The 18471-nt window shown below is 65.3% G+C and carries 19 protein-coding genes; 12 read left to right on the top strand and 7 right to left on the bottom strand.

From position 1 onward, the window contains the following. Positions 1-2 precede the first annotated feature (2 nt). Both P9A16_RS07775 and P9A16_RS07770 read right to left on the bottom strand, forming a co-directional pair. Positions 3-1217 (bottom strand): FAD-binding protein, encoded by a 1215-nt coding sequence (locus tag P9A16_RS07775; protein ID WP_023515772.1) that lies wholly within the window; start codon positions 1215-1217, stop codon positions 3-5. Further along, positions 1214-2650, bottom strand: coding sequence for an FAD-linked oxidase C-terminal domain-containing protein (locus P9A16_RS07770; protein WP_023515771.1), 1437 nt, complete (start codon positions 2648-2650; stop codon positions 1214-1216). Before P9A16_RS07770 ends, P9A16_RS07775 begins: the two co-directional genes overlap by 4 nt. 314 nt (positions 2651-2964) lie before the next feature. Between P9A16_RS07770 and P9A16_RS07765 the strand changes: the two genes are divergently transcribed. The 4 genes from P9A16_RS07765 to P9A16_RS07750 all read left to right on the top strand — a co-directional run bounded on the left by P9A16_RS07765 (position 2965) and on the right by P9A16_RS07750 (position 6352). Further along, positions 2965-3861 carry a LysR family transcriptional regulator gene (locus P9A16_RS07765; RefSeq protein ID WP_023515770.1) on the top strand — a complete coding sequence of 299 codons (897 nt, stop codon included), beginning with the start codon at positions 2965-2967 and terminating at the stop codon, positions 3859-3861. A gap of 80 nt (positions 3862-3941) precedes the next feature. Continuing rightward, positions 3942-4454 carry a hypothetical protein gene (locus P9A16_RS07760; protein ID WP_023515769.1) on the top strand — a complete coding sequence of 171 codons (513 nt, stop codon included), beginning with the start codon at positions 3942-3944 and terminating at the stop codon, positions 4452-4454. A gap of 175 nt (positions 4455-4629) precedes the next feature. After that, the gene (locus P9A16_RS07755; protein ID WP_023517085.1) at positions 4630-5127 is read left to right on the top strand and encodes a hypothetical protein; all 498 of its coding nucleotides are present in this window, start codon (positions 4630-4632) and stop codon (positions 5125-5127) included. Further along, on the top strand, positions 5120-6352 hold the full coding sequence (locus P9A16_RS07750) for an HlyD family secretion protein (protein ID WP_023517084.1): 1233 nt from the start codon (positions 5120-5122) through the stop codon (positions 6350-6352). The genes P9A16_RS07755 and P9A16_RS07750 overlap by 8 nt, the downstream gene beginning before the upstream one ends. Positions 6353-6399: 47 nt before the next feature. Here the strand turns inward: P9A16_RS07750 and P9A16_RS07745 are convergent, their stop codons facing one another. Continuing rightward, the gene (locus P9A16_RS07745) at positions 6400-7677 is read right to left on the bottom strand and encodes a DUF3422 family protein (protein ID WP_023517083.1); all 1278 of its coding nucleotides are present in this window, start codon (positions 7675-7677) and stop codon (positions 6400-6402) included. A 143-nt stretch (positions 7678-7820) separates the two neighbouring features. Between P9A16_RS07745 and P9A16_RS07740 the strand changes: the two genes are divergently transcribed. The 6 genes from P9A16_RS07740 to P9A16_RS07715 all read left to right on the top strand — a co-directional run bounded on the left by P9A16_RS07740 (position 7821) and on the right by P9A16_RS07715 (position 14100). Then, positions 7821-8615: a FadR/GntR family transcriptional regulator gene (locus P9A16_RS07740; protein ID WP_023512637.1), complete on the top strand. Its 795-nt coding sequence runs from the start codon at positions 7821-7823 to the stop codon at positions 8613-8615. A gap of 81 nt (positions 8616-8696) precedes the next feature. Further along, positions 8697-9200 carry an NUDIX hydrolase gene (locus P9A16_RS07735; RefSeq protein ID WP_037408342.1) on the top strand — a complete coding sequence of 168 codons (504 nt, stop codon included), beginning with the start codon at positions 8697-8699 and terminating at the stop codon, positions 9198-9200. A gap of 240 nt (positions 9201-9440) precedes the next feature. Further along, positions 9441-10946 (top strand): inorganic phosphate transporter, encoded by a 1506-nt coding sequence (locus P9A16_RS07730; RefSeq protein WP_023512635.1) that lies wholly within the window; start codon positions 9441-9443, stop codon positions 10944-10946. A 10-nt stretch (positions 10947-10956) separates the two neighbouring features. Then, entirely contained in the window at positions 10957-11694 is a 738-nt protein-coding gene (locus P9A16_RS07725; protein ID WP_023512634.1) for a 16S rRNA (uracil(1498)-N(3))-methyltransferase, read from the top strand. Positions 11695-11869: 175 nt separating this feature from the next. Next, on the top strand, positions 11870-13243 hold the full coding sequence (locus P9A16_RS07720) for a glutamate--cysteine ligase (protein ID WP_023512633.1): 1374 nt from the start codon (positions 11870-11872) through the stop codon (positions 13241-13243). 83 nt (positions 13244-13326) lie between these two features. Then, a complete protein-coding gene (locus P9A16_RS07715; RefSeq protein WP_023512632.1) occupies positions 13327-14100 on the top strand; it encodes a DUF937 domain-containing protein in 774 nt (257 codons plus the stop codon). A 54-nt stretch (positions 14101-14154) separates the two neighbouring features. On the opposite strand, the gene P9A16_RS07710 is transcribed toward P9A16_RS07715, so the two are convergent. Both P9A16_RS07710 and P9A16_RS07705 read right to left on the bottom strand, forming a co-directional pair. Further along, positions 14155-14640 (bottom strand): GNAT family N-acetyltransferase, encoded by a 486-nt coding sequence (locus P9A16_RS07710; protein WP_023512631.1) that lies wholly within the window; start codon positions 14638-14640, stop codon positions 14155-14157. A gap of 175 nt (positions 14641-14815) precedes the next feature. Then, positions 14816-15112, bottom strand: coding sequence for a DUF1127 domain-containing protein (locus P9A16_RS07705; RefSeq protein WP_023512630.1), 297 nt, complete (start codon positions 15110-15112; stop codon positions 14816-14818). Between the two features lie 276 nt (positions 15113-15388). Here P9A16_RS07705 and P9A16_RS07700 point away from each other — a divergent pair, with 276 nt between their 5' ends. Together P9A16_RS07700 and P9A16_RS07695 are read left to right on the top strand one after the other, a co-directional pair. After that, complete coding sequence (locus P9A16_RS07700) at positions 15389-16342, top strand: LysR substrate-binding domain-containing protein (RefSeq protein ID WP_023516870.1); 954 nt, start codon at positions 15389-15391, stop codon at positions 16340-16342. Further along, positions 16336-16911 (top strand): GNAT family N-acetyltransferase, encoded by a 576-nt coding sequence (locus tag P9A16_RS07695; RefSeq protein ID WP_023516871.1) that lies wholly within the window; start codon positions 16336-16338, stop codon positions 16909-16911. The genes P9A16_RS07700 and P9A16_RS07695 overlap by 7 nt, the downstream gene beginning before the upstream one ends. Positions 16912-16991: 80 nt before the next feature. Here P9A16_RS07695 and P9A16_RS07690 read toward each other — a convergent pair whose 3' ends face one another. Continuing rightward, a complete protein-coding gene (locus P9A16_RS07690; protein ID WP_023516872.1) occupies positions 16992-17348 on the bottom strand; it encodes a hypothetical protein in 357 nt (118 codons plus the stop codon). A 189-nt stretch (positions 17349-17537) separates the two neighbouring features. Continuing rightward, positions 17538-18413: a dienelactone hydrolase family protein gene (locus P9A16_RS07685; protein ID WP_024271042.1), complete on the bottom strand. Its 876-nt coding sequence runs from the start codon at positions 18411-18413 to the stop codon at positions 17538-17540. Positions 18414-18471: the final 58 nt, after the last annotated feature.

The raw sequence follows: 18471 nt of genomic DNA, 5'->3' as shown, positions 1-18471 counted from the left end.
CTTCATGCTCCCTGTTTTCGGTCCATCAAGGGAGAGACGTACAGGCCGGCCGGATCGAAGCTCGCCTTGACGCGCGCCGAGAGCGCGGCGACGGCGTCCGGCTGCGGCTCGAACGTGTCCGTCGCCGCCAGCACCTCCGGCCGGGCCCGCAGCAGCGCGGCATGGCCGCCGCCGACGGCCTTGACGTAGCGGCGCAAGAGCGCGGCTTCGGGATCGGCCTCCATGCGCAGCCAGACGAGACCGCCCTGCCAGTCGTAGAAGGCATCGACACCCGTTTCGAGACGGAGCGCGGCGACGAGCTGGTGGCCCGCTGTGGGCGCGACCGAAACGCGCCAGAGCGGACGCGGCGTTCCGTCTGCATAGGGCGCGGCATCGCGGATTTCCCGCCAGAGACGGGCCGTCACCTCCGCATCGAGATGCGTCACTGCGCCGAAGCGGGCCATGCTGGCAGTGAGCTTCTCGCTGCGCACGGCCACCGAGGCGGCAAGACCCTCGAGGCGCAGCACCGTGGCCGCTCCGACCGGCAGCAGGCCACCGACGAACCGGCCGCGCACGCTTTCCGGCAGGTGCGCGGCACCGGAGACCTCGACGGACATCGCCATCGCCGTCGCCATCGCCGCGGCCGCCTCTGCATCGTTGAGGCCGGAGACGACGATGGTCGCCGCCGTTTCCGGAACCGGAAGAAGGCGGAAGGTGACCTCCGTCAAGAGCGCCAGTGAACCGTGTGAGCCGGCAAGCAGCTTGACGAGGTCGAGGCCGGTGACGTTCTTCATCACCCGGCCGCCGGCCGTCACCACCTCGCCCCTGCCGTTGACGAAGCGCACGCCGAGCAGGCTGTCGCGCGCAGCGCCCGCAACGAAGCGGCGCGGGCCGGAGGCATTGGTGGCGAAGACGCCGCCGATGGTGGGAATGCCGGAGGAGCCGAGTGCGCCGCGCAGATCACAGGGCTCGAAGGAGAGCATCTGGCGCTTTTCGGCAAGCGCCGCCTCCACGACCTCGAGCGGCGTGCCGGCACGGACGGTCATGGTCATTTCGGCCGGATTGTAGGCGACGATGCCGACAAGGCCCCGCGTCGAGAGCGTTTCGGCCCCGTCCGGCGCAGCGGCAAGGCTGCGCGTGCCACCGCCGCGGATGGCAAACGGCGTGCGGGACAGCGCTGCGACCTGGACGAGGCGCGCGGCGGCCTCTTCGGAGAGCGGTTCATGGATGGGGGTCATGCGGCGGGGCGTCCTTCGAGCGGGAAGACCTTGGACGGATTGAGCAGCCATTGCGCATCGAAGGCGGCACGCACGGCCATCTGCTGGTCGAGGTCGACCGCGGCATATTGATGGCGCATCAGGTCGCGCTTCTCGATGCCGACGCCGTGTTCGCCCGTCAGGCAGCCGCCGGCATCGACGCAGAGCTTCAGGATGTCATTGCCCGCCGCTTCCGCGCGCGCGGCATCTTCCGGATCGTTGGCGTTGAAGAGGATCAGCGGATGCATGTTGCCATCGCCGGCATGAAAGACGTTGGCGACGCGCAGGCCGTATTTCTCGACGATCTCCGCCGTGCCGCGCAGCACATGCGAGAGCTGGCCGAGCGGTACCGTGCCGTCCATGCAGATGTAGTCGGCGATGCGGCCCGTGGCGCCGAAGGCGGACTTGCGGCCTTTCCAGATCAGCGCCGCCTCGGTCGCCGACTGGCTCTCCTTGACGACCTTGACGCCATGGCGCCGCGCGATCTCGATGATGCTGGCAAGCATCGCCTCCATCTCGGCTTCGGAGCCCTCGACTTCGACGATCAGCAACGCCTCGACGTCCATCGGATAGCCAGCGCCGGCAAAGGCCTCGCAGATTTCGATCGCCGGCTTGTCCATGAACTCGATGGCGACGGGGATGATGCCCGACCCGATGACATCGGCGACGCAGGCGCCTGCCTCCTCCGAACTGTCGAAGCCGAAGAGCACCGGACGCGCGCCCTCGGGCTTGGCGATGAGCCGCACCGTCGCCTCCGTCACGATGCCGAGCTGCCCCTCGCCGCCGCAGATGACGCCGAGAAGGTCGAGGCCGCCGGCATCGAGCGCCTTGCCGCCGAGTTCGACGATGGTGCCGTCGATGAGCACGAGCTTGACGCCCAGGAGGTTGTTCGTGGTCACGCCGTATTTCAGGCAGTGCGCCCCGCCGGAATTCATGCCGATATTGCCGCCGATCGTGCACGCGAGCTGGGAACTCGGATCGGGCGCATAGAAATAGCCGTCGGCCGAGACGGCATCGGAAATGGAAAGGTTCGTGACGCCGGCCTGCACCGTGGCGGTCCGGTTGGCAAAATCCACCTCCAGGATGCGCGCCATCTTGGAGAGGCCGACGACGACGGCATCCTCCTGCGGGATCGCGCCACCCGAAAGCGACGTGCCCGCCCCGCGCGGCACGACGGGTACGCCGTAGCGATGGCAGTATTTCAGGACGGCGGCGACCTGCGCGGTGGTTTCCGGCAAGGCGACGGCAAGCGGCAGACGGCGATAGGACACGAAGGCGTCCGTCTCGAAGGGCACAAGCGCGCGCGGCTCGTGCACGAGACAGCCTTCCGGCAGGAGATCGAGCAGGTCCGCGACGATGTCCCCACGACGGGCGAGCACCGCCGGCCGCGGCTCCAGGAACCCGATCTGATCCATCTCTTGGCCTCCCGCATCAAGTGGTCTTTTTTCTTTACCACTTCATTTCTGGCGATGCAAACCCTTAGCAGAGGCGGACGCGGGAAGCAGCCCGGCGCGCATCCCGCAGGGATTGCATTGACCGCCCCACCCCCTGATGCGACAGTCGCGCGATCGGGAAGCGGGAACGATCAGGAACCGCTCCCCGGGCATTCGCATGGGGAGGAGCATCTTGCTCAAGTCGTGTTCGGCTGTCATATCCGCGCAGAGCGGCACGTTCGGCGCGAAAGTGATCGTCACTCCACCATTCGAGAGGACGATAGCGGAGACAGCATGTGACAAACCTCGGCGACCTTGAAATCTTCTCCCGCGTCATCGCCATGGGCAGCATGTCGGCGGCCGGCCGCGCACTGGGCCTGTCGCCCGCCGTCGTCTCCAAGCGGGTAAAGCGGCTGGAGGAGCGCCTCGGCACCCGCCTCTTCCAGCGCACGACACGGCAGATCTCGCTGACCGAGGCCGGCCAGGGCTTCTACGACCGGATCGTCGGCATTCTCGCCGGCATCGAGGAAGCGGAGGCCTTCGTCTCCGGCCGCTCTGGCGCCGTGCGCGGCACGCTCCGGATTTCCGCGCCAACCTCCTTCGGCCGCATGCATATCGCGCCCAATCTCAAGGGCTTTATGGACGCCTATCCGGAACTCGTCGTCAACCTGATGCTGACCGACGATTTCTCCGACATCGTCGGCGGCGGCTTCGACATTGCCATCCGCATCGGCGAACTCTCCGACTCCTCGCTGGTCGCCCGCAGGCTCGCCTCCGTGCGACGCGTGCTGTGCGCCTCGCCGGACTATGTCGCCCGCCACGGCATGCCGGCCTCGCTCGAAGAGCTTCCCGCTCATGCCTGTCTGCCGCCGCACACCCAGGATGTCTGGAGGCTGGAGGGGCCGGAGGGCAATGTCACCTACCGCCCGCAGGGGCAGCTTTACACCAATTCCAGCGAGGTGGTTCGGGAGGCCGTGTTTTCGGGCCTGGGTATCGCATTGCGCTCGACCTGGGATGTCGGACCGGCACTGAAGAGCGGCGAACTCGTGCAGGTGCTGCCGCAATACGAAGGCTCGCGCAACGTGGTGCTCTCGGCGGTCTATCCGAGCCGGCAGTTCCTGCCCGTCAAGGTTCGGCTCTTCATCGACTATCTCGCCGACCTCTACGGCCCGCTGCCCTATTGGGAGCGTTGAGCACTGTCCACCGTATCTTGCCGGATTGGCGGCAGCCGCGCGTTGCGCTAGGCTGCCGACCTCACGGCGGGAGGGCAGCGATGATCGGCAGGGTGACATTGGCGGCAGCGCTGATCGGGCTGGCGCTTCCGGCGGCAGCCGGCGCGCGGCCGCTCGACGACCTGCTCCAGGGATTCGACGATGCCTGTGACTACAGCGACGCGCTGGCGGACCTCCTGCAATCGAGCTATGCCTTTGCCCGCAAGGAGGGCGCGATCGCCATTCCGGCCGGTTACGAAGCCGTCTTCGGCCCGCCCTCCGTCCGGCCGCAGGACGAGTATCTGCACATCGTCCTGCCCGTGACGGGTGGCACCTGGCGCGGCGTGCCGGTGAAGGAGATCGAGGTCTATATCACGGAGCTGGCCAGCGGCTTCAGCTACCAGGCGGTCGTCTTTTCGACCGACGCGCTGAAGGCTGCCGAAGCCGCCTTCCGGGAACGCGGCCTTGCCGCAAACAAGAAGCTCGAGCAACAGGACGAGACCGGCTTCGGCTGGGACACCGGCTTTGCCGTGACCGACGGCGTGCCGCGTTATCAATGCGACCTATCGACCTGAGACGTCAGGAAGGGACTTTGCGCCCTCCTCTTCCAAATAAACCTCAACATACACAATTCGCAGATGTAGAAAGCCGCAATTCACCACCTTGAAGCCAGAGTTTCATTTTCCTTGAGCCTGAAAAGTTTTTAGGCTTATCTACATTAAGTCCCTCTATTGTAGATATGATCGCGTAATGACTTCCTCCATCAACCCGCTGGCGCCCCATCAACTGCCCGCCTTCATCGTCGGCGCGGACGGAAGCGATACGCTTCTCTTCGCCGTCAGCCTGTTCGTGCTTGCCGCCGTTTTCGCGACAGGCCTTGTCTTCCTCTGGCTGCATAGCCTGCCGGAACGCATGGCGCACAAGGGGCAGAAGCTTCAGTTCGAGGCGGTCGCGGTCCTCTGCCTGCTTGCCCTCTTCACCCACAACAACGTGTTCTGGGTGATCGCGCTGCTTCTCGCCATCGTCGACCTGCCCGATCTCACCACGCCGCTCAACCGCATCGCCTCGGCCGCAGAGGCTTTCACCGCGACCAGACAGGAAAGCGAGGCCGCAGCGCCGGAGGAAGAGGCCAAGGCCGCAAGCGAAACGACGACACCCGTCGCAACACCCCCGGCAGAGGCGGAAGGCACGCCGGATACCACGCCCGCGGAAACGGAAAAACGTTCGGAGGCGCAGGACAATGCTTGAACTGATCGCCTGCTCGCTGATCACCGTCTTTCCGGACTATCTCTATCGCCGCTACGTGCAGGGCATGCGCATCGGCAAGGAAATCACGATCTTCTCGGTGTGGTATGTCCTGCGCTGGGGGATCACCGCCTGCGTGATGCTGACCGTCGCCATCATCGCGACCGTCTTCTTCTTCCACCCTTCGTCGACCAACGTGATGTCGTTCTTCCGCACGGTCCCGATCATTTCCGAAGCGACCGGACGGGTCGCGGAGGTCTATCTCGGCCATCGCGACAAGGTGGCCGCGGGCGATCCCATCTTCCGGCTCGACAGTTCGAGCCAGGAAGCGGCGGTCGCGGTGGCGCAGCGGAAGATCGCCGAAGTCGACGCCGCCATGGTCGTCGCACGCACGGACCTTCTGACCGCGGAGGGCAAGATCGCCGAGGCGCAGGCCGCCCTGCAGCAGGTCGAGGACGACCTGCGCACGAAGCGCGCGCTCAACCGCGGTGGATCGAATGTCGTCGCGACACGCGAGATCGAAAAGCTGGAGGTCGACCTCGGGCGCACCAACGGCGCACTGAAGGCGGCCAATGCCGCCAGGGAGGCGGCCGAGGCACGGCTCGACGCCCTCTTGCCGTCACAGAAGGCGAGTGCCCAGGCCGCGCTCGAACAGGCGGAAACGGACCTGCGCAAGACGGTGGTTCGCGCCGGCTTCGCCGGGCGGGTCGAGCAATTCACCCTGCGCGTCGGCGATATCGTCAGCCCGATCATGCGCCCCGGCGGGATTCTCATTCCCGAAGAGGCAGGGCGCCAGGCCCTGCAGGCGGGTTTCGACCAGGTGTCTGCCTCGGTCATCAAGGTCGGCATGATCGGCGAGGTCGCCTGCAACACGCTGCCATGGCGGGTCATACCCGTGGTGGTGGCTGCCAAGCAGGATTACATCGCGGCGGGCCAGTTCCGCGGCGGGGAACAGCTGACCGATTTCACGAACGCCGGTGGCCAGGGCAGCGTGCTCGTGCACCTCGAGCCCCTCTATGAAGGCGGGATCGACGAGGTGACGCCGGGCAGCAACTGCATGGCCAACCTCTATTCGAACCATCACGACGAAATCGCCGCCGAGGGCACTTCCACCGCCCGGCGCATCGGCCTGCACGTCGTCGATGCGCTCGGCCTCGTCCACGCGATGCTGCTGCGCGTGCAGGTCGTCGTCATGCCCGTGAAGACGCTCGTCCTGTCCGGCCACTAGGCGGCATCGACGAGAGAGGTTCCCGCGGCTCATGCGGCCGCGGGCGTTCAGTGCCTGTCTTCTTCCGCGTGGCGCTGGCGTATGGCGCGCACGAGCAGCCACATGCCGACAATGACGAAGGGCACCGCGATCCCGGTCAGCGTTTCCGGCTTGACCGGCAGGCCGAGCCCGTGCGCCGCCTTGGCGACATAGCCGAAGAGACCAACCACGTAATAGGAGATAGCGGCGACCGACAGGCCTTCGACGGTCTGCTGCAGGCGCAGCTGCAGCTTCGCGCGGCGGTCCATGGAGTTGAGCAGGCTGGTGTTGAGCTGCTCCAGCTCGACATCGATCCAGCTTCGCAAGAGTGCCGTGGCCCGGGCGAGCTTGCGCGAAAGGTTCGCCTGACGCTCTTCCACCGACTGACAGGTGCGCATGGCCGGCGCGAGACGCCGTTCCAGGAAGAAGCCGAGCGTCTCGTAGCCGGACACCGCCGTTTCGGCGAGCGTGCGGATACGCTCCTGCACGATGCCGTAATAGGCGCGACTGGCGCCGAAGCGGTAGAGGCTGAGGGCTGCATTGGCCTCCAGCTCGGCAGCGAGCCGGGTGATTTCCGTCAGCAGCGTATCGGCCTTGTCACGGGCATGCTGCTTCATGGAATTGGTGATGCCGGTCAGCCCGTCCTCGATACGGCGGATATCCGGCGAGAGCGACTGGGCGAGCGGCAGCCCCATCATGGCAAGCGTGCGGTAGGTCTCGATATCGAGCAAACGCTGGACGAGCGCGCCGCGCCCGGCCTCCGTCATGCCGCGGTCGATGACGAGGATCTGCGTCAGCCCGTCGCCGTTCTGGCGGAAGTCGGTGAGCACCGCGCCCTGGCCGTTCTTGATCTCGCTGTAACAGAGACTGGTCGGATCGAAGGTGGAGATCGCCTCGCGCGTCTCGGGCGTATCCGGCCGGATTTCAAGGCGTACGCCCGATATCAGCGTGCCGGGCGGCGAGAAGCTGTCGCCGAACGGATGGACGGGAACCTCGCCGCCGAATTTGTCCGGCGCCGGCGCATCCCAGAAATAGGTCGAGAACTCGGTGTGCCGCTCCCAGCGCAGCGTGCCCTGCCCCCAGCTCAGCGCATGGTGGCTGGAATCGCGCCCCGGCGGAGAAATGCCGCGCGAGCGCGACAATTCCCCCATCACGGCGTGATCGACCGCCGAGCCGCCTTCGGTCAGGAAGGCGAGCTGGAAGATGACGCGCGGTGACGGCACCAGCGCGTATGGTCTAGCGTGAATTTCCCCCAGCGCCTGCGCACGCGCGGTCGCCTGCGGAAAGGCGAAGCTGCCTTTTGCCATGTCTGCACTGTCCCCTCATGTGCAACAGCATAGTCTTAACAAATGTCAGGCCGCAGGAGATAGGGCGCATTGACGCAGGTCCACAGATGCCGACTGGACAAGATTGTTGACCAGTTTCGGCCCACGTTGCTAGTGTTCACGGCGTGACCGACACCGCCTTCGACCTTTTCGCCCGTATCAGCCACAGCCGCACCGCCGACGAGGTCGTGCGGCAGATCGAACTCCTGTTGCTCGAAGGCGTGCTGCGCGACGGCGACCGGCTGCCCGGCGAGCGCGAGCTCTCCAAGCGGCTCGACGTCTCCCGCCCCATCCTGCGCGAGGCGCTGAAGGAACTGGAAACACGCGGCCTGCTGATCAGCCAGCACGGCGGCGGCACCTATGTCGCCGACATTATCGGCCAGGTGTTCTCCCGGCCCGTCGTCGACCTCATCGCCCGCCACCAGCGCGCAACGGAAGACTATGTCGAATATCGCCGCGAGCTTGAGGGCATCACCGCCGAGCTCGCCGCCCGCCGCGCCACGGAATACGACCGGCAGATGCTGACGCGCATCATGGAGGCGATGCGCGCGGCCCATGCCGGAGGCTCCTTCGATGCGGAACTGGAAACCGACGTGGAGCTGCACAACGCGATCGGCGAGGCCGCGCACAATATCGTGCTGCTGCATACGCTGCGCGCCTGCTACCGGCTGCTCGCCCAGGGGATCTTTTTCCACCGCCACCTCGTTTTCTCCTCCGAGGAAGCCCGCGGGCATCTGCTTGCGCAGCACGAGGCGATCTATACCGCGATCATGGCCGGCGACGGAACCACAGCGCGAAAAGCCGCCCAGGCACACATGGACTACATCGCCACCGCCATCCGCGATGCCGAGCGCAGCGGCGAATGGCAGCGGATTTCGCAGTTACGCATGCAAAAGCGCGGCCTGCCCCCGCAAGCCTGACTTGCGCCGCAAATCTCGCGCAAGCAAGATAGGCTATACCGACTCAAACGGCACATCCCGATACGAGGAATGAAAAAGACCTTGAACATTCTCAACCGCATCGCCAGCGACGTCCAACTCATGTTCCGCAGGCCCGTCCGGGAACAATACGGAGCGCTGTGCTATCGGGTGAAGAAGAAGCAGCCCGCGGTCGAGATCCTGCTCATCACAAGCCGCGACACCGGTCGCTGGGTCATTCCCAAGGGCTGGCCGATGGACGGCAAGAGCGCGGCGGCCGCGGCCGCACGCGAGGCCTGGGAAGAGGCCGGCGTGAAGGGAACCATCCGCACCACGCCGATCGGCAGCTACAACTATCTGAAGGGCCTGCCGCACGGGCTGAAGGTCGATTGCCGGGTGCGCGTCTTCCCGCTCGCCGTCGATGACCTCAGCAAGAATTTCCCCGAGAAGGACGAGCGGCGCGCCGAATGGGTGAGCTGCCCGGAAGCCGCCAACCGCGTGCAGGAGCCGGGCCTCAAGGACCTCATTCTGGCCTTCGAGCGCACCATGCTCGCCGAAATCGCCGCGAACGGTGCGCCCGACGCCTGATTACGCGCCTGAACGGCCCTCGTCATATTGCCGCCGGTGCGCTGAGGCGATAGTGCCTGTCGGCTGAGCTCCCGACACGACCTCCGCGCAGAGGTCTGCCGCGGGATTTTCGACCGCTCGCGAGAAACCGGCTGCGGCCGATGCCGAGGCATCGATGACGACCGGCGACCAAGGGGTGGCGAAAGCACCGGCAGACGACCGCGGCGGTCGTGCCAGGGGCTCCAAAACGGAGCAGCAGGAATGGCCAATTCACAGGTTCAGCTACGCAAGCCGACGCTGGACAAGGACCTGGAAAAATTCACCTTCACCGAACAGGCGACGCATTTCGTGCTGCGCCGCTGGACGGGTGTCGGCATCGCCCTCGTCTTCCTTCTGGTCGCCATGGCCGTGGCCAGCAGTTTCGCCACCGGCACGCCCGGCGTGCTCGTCGTCGCCATCACCGCGGCGCTTGCCGCCTACATGGCCATGAACATCGGCGCCAACGACGTGACGAACAATGTCGGCGCGGCGGTCGGCGCGCGTGCCATGAGCATGGGCGTCGCTCTCGTCATCGCCGCGGTCTTCGAGATCGCCGGGGCCTTGCTCGCCGGCCAGGGCGTCGCCGCAACGGTCGCCTCCGGCATCGTCGACCGATCGATCTTCCCGAGCCCCGATGCCTATGCCTGGGCGATGATGGCGGCGCTCATCTCCGCCGCGCTCTGGATCAACATCGCCACGATCGCCAATGCGCCGATCTCCACCACCCATGCCATCATCGGCGGCGTGATCGGTGCGGGCGCGGCGGCCAGCGGCTTCCACAGCGTGCAATGGGACGCGATCGCCGTCATCGTCGTGAGCTGGACCGTCTCGCCGATCCTCGGCGGCGTGATCGCCGCGCTGTTCCTCTATTTCATCAAGGAATTCATCATCTACCGCGAGGACAAGATCGGCGCGGCAAAGACCTGGGTGCCGGTGCTCGTCGCGATCATGGCCGGCGCCTTCGCGGCCTTCATCGCCAATGGCGGCACCAACGGAACGCTTGACCTTCCCTTCCGCACCGCACTTCTCATCGGCCTCGGCTTCGGCTTCGCCACCTATGTCATCACGCGGCCGATCGTCCGGCGCCATGCGGAAGGCCTCGACAACCGCAACCAGTCGCTGCGCACGCTGTTCCGCATCCCGCTGATCTGTTCGGCGGCGCTGCTCTCCTTCGCCCATGGCGCCAACGATGTATCGAATGCCGTCGGCCCGCTCTATGGCGTGGTCTCGGCGCTGCGCTCGGGCGCAGAAGGTGGCGCGGTCATCCCGCTCTGGGTCATGGTCATCGGCGCCTTCGGCATCTCGCTCGGCCTTCTGCTGTTCGGCCCGCGCCTCATCCGCATCGTCGGCACCGAGATCACCAAGCTCAACCCGATGCGCGCCTTCTGCGTGGCGCTCTCCTCCGCCGTCGCGGTGCTGACCGCCTCGGCCTTCGCCATTCCCGTCTCCTCGACGCATATCGCCGTCGGCGCGGTGTTCGGCGTCGGGCTGTTCCGCGAATGGTACACCCGCAATTCGCGGCGGCGCATCGACTATATCCGCGGCCGCGGCAACCGTATTGCGCCGGAGGAGCAGGACGATCCGGTGAATGTCGACGAGACGCGTCGGCGCTACCTCGTGCGGCGCTCCCATTTCATGACGATCGTTTCCGCCTGGATCGTCACCCTGCCCGTCTCGGCGCTCCTGTCTGCCGCCATCTTCCTCACGCTCAACGCGCTTTTCACCTGAGATATCGACCATGCGTGCCAATTACCGGATGCAGCGCCTCTTCGTCGGCGACACCCTAGCAGAGGGCGTCGCCTTCGAGGCGTCGAAGGACCATTTCCACTATCTCGCCAATGTGCTGCGCATGGCGGAGGGCGACGCCGTCCTGCTCTTCAACGGCCGCGACGGGGAATGGCATACCACCCTCTCCTTCCCGACCCGCAAGCGGCTCATCCTGACGCCCGTCGAGCAGACCCGGCCGCAGCCGGCGCCGTCAGACCTCCACTATCTCTTCGCGCCGTTGAAGGTCGGCCGGCTCGACTATATCGTGCAGAAGGCCGTGGAGATGGGTGCCGGCGTGCTGCAGCCCGTGCTGACCCAGCATGTGCAGGGCAAGATCACCAGCCTCGAACGGCTGCAGGCCAATGCCGTCGAGGCGGCGGAACAGTGCGGTATCCTGGCGATCCCGGAGGTCACGGCGCCGAAAAAGCTCGAGGATCTGCTTTCCGCCTGGCCGCGCGAACGGCGCATCGTCTTCTGCGACGAGGGCCATGGCAGCCAGAACCCGCTTCCGGCGCTGGGGGCCATCGAGGAGCGGCAGCTCGCCCTGCTCGTCGGCCCGGAAGGCGGTTTTTCCGACGAGGAGCGCACGCTCCTGCGCAGTCTCGACTTCGTGACGCCCATCCCGCTCGGCCCCCGCATCCTGCGCGCGGACACGGCAGCGGTGGCAGCGATGGCCGTCATCCAGGCGGCGATCGGCGATTGGCGCTGAACGGCACCCGCGCGGATTTGCGGGAACGCAAGAAAGTGCTTTTATAAAAAGTCGAATGGGTTTTTTTGAATCTGCCTTGAAAGGAATTCGCTTGCACCGCATCTAATTCCGGTCCAAGCACCCTCCCAAGGCCCGGCGTTCCGTCCGGGCGCCATCCGTTCAGAAGAAGACGCCCATGGCCCGTGACACCACCGACCACACGCCGATCCGCACCGTCGCGGACATGGCGGATTACCTCGCCGCCGGCAACAAGCCGAAGGAGAAGTTCCGTATCGGCACCGAGCACGAGAAATTCGTCTTCTTTACGGCCGACAACAGTCCCGTGCCCTATTTCGGCGAGGCGAGCATTTCGGCGCTGCTGAACGGCATGCAGCAAAAGACCGGCTGGGATCCGATCATGGATGCCGGCAACATCATCGGCCTTGCCGAACCATCAGGCATGGGCGCCATCTCGCTGGAGCCCGGCGGCCAGTTCGAACTGTCGGGCGCGCCGCTGGAAAACCTGCACCAGACCTGCAAGGAATCCAACCAGCATCTCGCGACGCTGCGCGAGATCGCCGAACCGCTCGGCATCCGCTTCCTCGGCATGGGCGGCAGCCCGAAATGGACCTTTGCCGAAACCCCGCGCATGCCGAAAAGCCGCTACGACATCATGACCCGCTACATGCCGAAGGTCGGCACGAAGGGTCTCGACATGATGTACCGCACCTGCACGATCCAGGTGAACCTCGACTTCTCCTCGGAAGTCGACATGCGCCGCAAGATGCAGGTCTCGCTGAAGCTGCAGTCCATGGCGACCGCGCTCTTCGCCTCCTCCCCCTTCACCGAGGGCAAGCCGAACGGTCTTCTCTCCTGGCGCGGCGACATCTGGCGCGACACGGACAACAACCGCGCCGGCCTCATCCCCTTCGCCTTCAAGCCGGATTTCGGCTTCATCGACTATGTCGAATGGGCGCTCGACGTGCCGATGTACTTCGTCGTGCGCGACGGCAAGTACCACGACTGCACGCACATCACCTTCCGCCAGTTCATGGCCGGGGCCCTGAAGGGCGAGATCGCCGACTGGGAACCCAATCTCGGCGACTGGACGAACCACCTTTCCACGCTGTTCCCCGACGTGCGGCTGAAGCGCTTCCTGGAAATGCGCGGCGCCGACGGCGGCCCGTGGCGGCGCATCTGTGCGCTGCCCGCATTCTGGGTGGGCCTGCTCTATGACGACGGCGCCCTCGATGCCGCCGAGGCCCTGACGCGCGACTGGACGGTGGAGGAAGTGACGGCGCTGCGCAATGCCGTGCCGGCGGAAGGCCTCAAGGCCGATTTCCGCGGCAAGCCGCTGCTCGACGTCGCCCGCGAAGTGGTCTCGATCTCCCGCCAGGGCCTTGCCGCCCGCGCGCGGCTCAACGGCGACGGTGTCGACGAAACCATCTTCCTTGCCCCGCTCGACGAGGTTCTGGCGAAGAAGGCGACGCTCGCGGAAGACATGCTGGCGCTCTACAACGGCCGCTGGAACGGCTCCGTCGAGCCGGTGTTCACCGACTACCAGTACTGAGGCAAGACACCAAAAAGCGGTTTGCGCGGCCAAAATTCCCGTTATAGTGCAGGCACATGCCTGCCAACGGGAAGGGGTTCGTTATGCTTTCGCTCTACGACATGATGATGCAGGCGCAGAACGGCAATGCCGTCGAGACCATGGCGCGGCAATACGGGCTCGCGCAGGAACAGGCGGCCAAGGCCATCGCCGCGCTGATGCCGGCCTTTTCCGAGGGCTTCAAGCGCAACGCCGCCAATCCCTATGACCTCGCCGCTTTCATGACCGCGCTGACCTCCGGCAACCACGCGAAATATTTCGAGGATATCAGCAGGGCCTTCACGCCGCAGGGGCTTGCGGAAGGCAACGGCATTCTCGGCCATCTCTTCGGGAACAAGGACGTTTCCCGCGCCATCGCCGCGCAGGCGGCGCAGATGACCGGCATCGGCCAGGACATCTACAAGCAGATGCTGCCCGTCATGGCGAGCACGCTGATGGGCGGCCTCTTCAAGCAATCCTTCGCCCCCTTCTTCCCCGGCGCACAGAGCGGTACCGCCGCGGCCAATCCCTTTGCCGACATGATGCAGCAATGGGCGGAGGCGACCGGCATGGCCAAGAAGCCGCAGCCGTCAAACCCCTTTACCGACAATCCCTTCGCCAAGGCCTTCCAGGACATGATGGCGGGCATGGCCGGCCAGCCGGCAGAAGGCGCGAAGCCGAGCGCGCCGGCGGGCTCCCCTGCCGATTCGCTGACGACCTTCGTCAACACGATGTTCGATACCGGCCTGGAAATGCAGAAGGACTATCAGCGCAACGTGGAATCGATCTTCGAGACCATCCGCAACGGCATGGAGACGGGCGGCGGGAAGAAGGCCTGAGCATCGAGGGGTGGTCACGCACGCCTCTCCGGGCATCAGGCACCAGCAGATCGGCTATTCGACGTGGCCAAGCGGTTTTTCCATCAGGACGGTGGTGAGACCGCTCTGCCATTCCTCGTCCGGATAGTGCGCCGTTTCGACATAGCCCAGCGCCCTGTAGAAACCCCGGGCCTGCTCGTTGAACGTATCCGTTTCAAGCCGCACCCGCGGGAAACCTTTTTCGGCGATGTCCCCCTCCGCCCGGGCGAGCAGACGACGCCCAACGCCCCGGCGCTGGAAATCGGAATGCACATGCAGGGCATCGATGAAGTCGTCCACGCAATGGACAAGGCCGGCAACACGCCCATCGGCCTCGGCCACGAGCATATCAGCACCGCTGTGCGCGACGAAACCGCCGCCGATATCGGTCTCGATGTAGCGGCGAGCGGCAGCCTCCGTGATCTCCGGCCGCCAGGTGCGCTCGAACGTATCGCGCAGTATCGCCTTCATGGCAGGGAAGTCTTGCGGGTGCGCCGGACGGATCAAAATCGCGTCGATCATCGCGCTACCCCTCTGTTTCCGGGCAATTCCGGGTGAAATCGACTTTCGGAAAATCTTTGAAAAAGCCCGACGCGGACCTTGGGAGTCGCACGCCGGGCAAGCAGCAGGGTTATTGGCTCTCACCCTGCGGGGAAGTCAGGTGCCGACCCGGGAGATAGGTCGGCACGATCGGAAATCAATCCATACGGCCGCTGCGCAGGTGACGGCGGGCGCGCTCACGCGCCACGATCGTCAGATGCAGGCCCGCGTCGGTAAAGAAGGACGCGGAGCGTACATCCTGCACGTCGCTGCGGCACAGCCCCATATCGTAGAGCTGATGATCGTCGAGCTCGTTCAACCGATTGATCACGCGGCGATTCTGCCAGGCGCGGACAAATTTGTTGGCGACACCGCGGACGCGGGCGAAGAGGCTCGGCGCCGGACGGCGCGTTGCGAGAATATCGATTTCCAGTCTGCGGTCGATCATGCGCATGGCATTTCTCCTTTCCGGCCCGGCGATCCATCGTCCTTCGATGGGGTTTCGCGCGGCACCCGTGATCGTTCGTCGCCCGCAGGGATCGGGCGGCGGTTCAAAAGTCGGTTTTCAAGAAGAGCCGTCGCCGGGAGGTCGAGGGAGGCGGCAGATCCTGTCGAACGATGGCCTGGCGGAGAGGTCACTCGTTCGACACTTGCTTTTTCGCAGAAAGCCATTGATCAGTCCAACGAATGTTTCTAATAGTATCAATCAAACAATCTTATGGATATCGTTATGTCCGCTCCGCTAGACATAGACCAGCTCCAGACTTTCGTCGCGATCGCCGATACCGGCAGCTTCACCCGGGCCGCCGAGCGGGTTTTCAAGACCCAGTCGGCTGTTTCGATGCAGATGCGGCGCCTTGAGGAGCGCATCGGCAAACAGCTCTTCATGAAGGACGGCCGCGGCAACCGGCTGACCGCGGAGGGCGAGCGTCTGCTCAACTATGCGCGCCGGATGCTGCGCCTCAACAACGAGGCCATCGCCGCCTTCGACGACAACCGCCTCGAGGGCCTGCTGCGCATCGGCACACCGGACGATTATGCCGACCGCTACATGCCCGAGATCATCATGCGGTTCGCCAAGACGCACCCGAATGTCGAGCTCTTCATCGTCTGCGAGCCTTCGGTGGACCTCGCGGAAAAGATGGCCAAGGGCGAGCTCGACATCGCGCTCGTCACCCACAATCCGCGCCAGCGCCAGTCCGATGTCGTGCGGACGGAGCCGCTCTGCTGGGTCATGTCGGCCAACCATCCGCTGCCGGAAAACGCGCCGGTGCCGCTCGCCGTCGGTCGGCGCGACTGTCAGTGGCGGCAGATCGCCTGTGCGGCGCTCGATTCGGTCGGGCGCGACTACCAGGTGCTGTTCACCAGCTGGTCCTCGACCGTCGTCGCAGCAGCCGTGATGGCGGGCATGGCGGTTTCGGTCCTGCCGGAATCGGCGCTGCGCCCCGGCATGAAGGTGCTGACGCAGGCGGACGGCTTTCCGCCGCTCGCGCCGGTGCAGATCGGCATCATGCGGCGACCGGGTCTCTCGCCCTCGCTTTCCAATGCCATCACCAGCCATATCACCGCCTGCCTCGACAACATCACACCGTTGACAGCTGCCGACGACCTGCCTGAGGCGGAGGTGAAGCTCTTCCCGCGTGTGTCGCGCCTGAGGCCCGGCAACATCCTGCCCGGATGGTGACGCAGCTTCCCCTCGACGGCATTCCCGCAGGCAAGGCCGGGCCGTCGATGGTTACAATCCGCCCTGCCCGCGAAGACGAGGTCGAGGCGTTGCGCCAGATCGAGCGCTCGGCCGCACAGGCCTTCCGCCTGATCGAGGCCTTCTCGTGGCTCGCCGTTGGCGACGTGCAGAGCGCGGATCGGCACTGCGACCTCATCGAAAAGGGAACGAACTGGGTGGCGGCAACCGGGGACGACCAGCCGGTCGGCTTCCTGAGCGCCGAGATTGCCGAGCGGGAACTGCACATCTGCGAGATTTCCGTCGATCACCTGCACCAGGGCTTCGGCATCGGCCGCAAGCTGATCCGGCACGCGATCGACGCGGCCGCGGCGCACCGCCTCGACGCGGTGACCCTGACGACCTTTCGTACCATCCCCTGGAACTGCCCCTACTACCAGCGGCTCGGCTTCGGCACGCTGGACGAGGCCGCGCTGTCGCCGCGTCTCAAGGCGGTGCTCGACCTTGAGGCCGAACACGGGCTGCAGCGCGACACGCGCTGCGCCATGCGCCTCGACCTGCCGGCGGCGTAGAGCGCTTCGAAGACAGGCAGCGCTGTCCATGACCCCGGCATGTCTCCATGCCGGGGCCGTCGATCCATCCAAACGTCCGATCAGTCGTAGGTGGCCTGCTTGCCGTCGAAATAGATCGTGTTCGCCTCACAGATGTTGATCGAGGTCTCCTCGCCCTTGATGCTGGAGCCGTCCTCGGCCTCCCAGCTCACATAGAACTCGATGTCGCACGGACCGTCGTAGTTGAACTCCATATTGGCCGTCTCGCCGCCATCGAGCTTGAAGTTCATCCAGTTGGCGCTCCAGTCACCGTTTTCGCCGGTGTAGAAGCCGTCGATGATGTAGCCGGAATCGTTCTTGATATCGAACTTCATGCCGGCTGCGAGGGTCATGGGCGCAGAAATGAGCAGGGCTGCCGCAGCAAGGGCGGCAACCGACTTGGTCGCGATGAATTTCACGGAAAATATCCTGTTTGACTGATGATGATGTCGCACGCTCGCGCCCCGCAATGTTTTGCTGGGTTCGCAGGTTTGCGATGTTGCTGTTGCCCCTATCGAAAGCGGGGCCGCGCCCTGATGGAACCCGGCCCCGTTTGCTTATACGGAACAGTCACTTATTTTATTCTGGCACAATTTTCCGAAGGCCGCTCAGGCGAGGTTCTTTTTCAGGAAATCCACGGTGCGCTGCCAGGCGAGGTCCGCTGCGGCCTTGTCGTAGCGCGCGGCCGACGTGTCGTTGTTGAAGGCATGGTTGACACCGTCATACATGTGGATCTCGAAGGTCTTGCCGTTTGCCTCCAGCGCCTTGCGATAGGCGTCGATGCCGGCATTGATGCGCTCGTCGAGGCCGGCATAGTGCAGCATCAGCGCAGCCTTGATGCCGGGCACGTCCTCGGCCGCGGCCTGCGCCCCATAATAGGCGACACCCGCCTTGAGGTCCGGCGACCTGGCGGCGAAGCGATTGACGAGGCCGCCGCCCCAGCAGAAGCCGACGGCGCCGACCTTGCCGTTCGCCCCGTCGAGCTTTGCCAGGAACTGCAGGCTTGCTTCCGCATTGGCCACCGTCGCCGCCGGATCGAGTTTGCCGATCATTTCGCGAGCCTGATCCTCATTGTCCGGCGTACCGCCGGACGGCGAGAGGAAATCGGGGGCGAGCGCGATGAAGCCATCCAGCGCCATCCGGCGGGCGACATCGCGGGTGTGCGGGTTGAGGCCGCGGTTCTCGTGGATGACGATCACGCTACCGAGCGGCGCCGTCGCCTCCTTCGGCCGCACGAGATAGCCCTTCATCTCGCCCGAGCGGCCGCCATAGACGACATCCTTGGCGGCAAGGCGCTGGTCATCCGACGCGATGATCTCGGCGCTCGCCGAATTGGCGGCGAGCAGCGGGGCGATGGCGGCAGCCGCCGCACCCGACCCGGCGAGCGCCGTCAGGCGCTCCATGAAACGGCGGCGATCGAGCGTCAGATGGGTGTATTCATCATAGGCGTTGATCATCGCCTGCGTGATCTGCGGCTTGTCCATGGCGGATCCTCCGGCTGGTTCTCCGCAGGATAAGATAGGCCGCGCGCGAAAAGCTGCC

Origin of the sequence: Shinella sp. 838, assembly GCF_029623935.1 — a bacterium.
Classification (GTDB): Bacteria; Pseudomonadota; Alphaproteobacteria; order Rhizobiales; family Rhizobiaceae; genus Shinella.
The sequence above is the reverse complement of the archived record's forward strand: the minus strand, read 5'-3'. Positions and strand labels throughout refer to the sequence as shown.

Excerpts from the sequence above, each read along its gene's own strand:
- P9A16_RS07775 (WP_023515772.1), bottom strand. The coding sequence starts at position 1,217 with ATGACCCCCATCCATGAACCGCTCTCCGAAGAGGCCGCCGCGCGCCTC.
- P9A16_RS07770 (WP_023515771.1), bottom strand. The coding sequence starts at position 2,650 with ATGGATCAGATCGGGTTCCTGGAGCCGCGGCCGGCGGTGCTCGCCCGT.
- P9A16_RS07760 (WP_023515769.1), top strand. The coding sequence starts at position 3,942 with ATGATCGGCAGGGTGACATTGGCGGCAGCGCTGATCGGGCTGGCGCTT.
- P9A16_RS07755 (WP_023517085.1), top strand. The coding sequence starts at position 4,630 with ATGACTTCCTCCATCAACCCGCTGGCGCCCCATCAACTGCCCGCCTTC.
- P9A16_RS07750 (WP_023517084.1), top strand. The coding sequence starts at position 5,120 with ATGCTTGAACTGATCGCCTGCTCGCTGATCACCGTCTTTCCGGACTAT.
- P9A16_RS07745 (WP_023517083.1), bottom strand. The coding sequence starts at position 7,677 with ATGGCAAAAGGCAGCTTCGCCTTTCCGCAGGCGACCGCGCGTGCGCAG.
- P9A16_RS07730 (WP_023512635.1), top strand. The coding sequence starts at position 9,441 with ATGGCCAATTCACAGGTTCAGCTACGCAAGCCGACGCTGGACAAGGAC.
- P9A16_RS07725 (WP_023512634.1), top strand. The coding sequence starts at position 10,957 with ATGCGTGCCAATTACCGGATGCAGCGCCTCTTCGTCGGCGACACCCTA.
- P9A16_RS07720 (WP_023512633.1), top strand. The coding sequence starts at position 11,870 with ATGGCCCGTGACACCACCGACCACACGCCGATCCGCACCGTCGCGGAC.
- P9A16_RS07715 (WP_023512632.1), top strand. The coding sequence starts at position 13,327 with ATGCTTTCGCTCTACGACATGATGATGCAGGCGCAGAACGGCAATGCC.
- P9A16_RS07710 (WP_023512631.1), bottom strand. The coding sequence starts at position 14,640 with ATGATCGACGCGATTTTGATCCGTCCGGCGCACCCGCAAGACTTCCCT.
- P9A16_RS07705 (WP_023512630.1), bottom strand. The coding sequence starts at position 15,112 with ATGCGCATGATCGACCGCAGACTGGAAATCGATATTCTCGCAACGCGC.
- P9A16_RS07700 (WP_023516870.1), top strand. The coding sequence starts at position 15,389 with ATGTCCGCTCCGCTAGACATAGACCAGCTCCAGACTTTCGTCGCGATC.
- P9A16_RS07695 (WP_023516871.1), top strand. The coding sequence starts at position 16,336 with ATGGTGACGCAGCTTCCCCTCGACGGCATTCCCGCAGGCAAGGCCGGG.
- P9A16_RS07685 (WP_024271042.1), bottom strand. The coding sequence starts at position 18,413 with ATGGACAAGCCGCAGATCACGCAGGCGATGATCAACGCCTATGATGAA.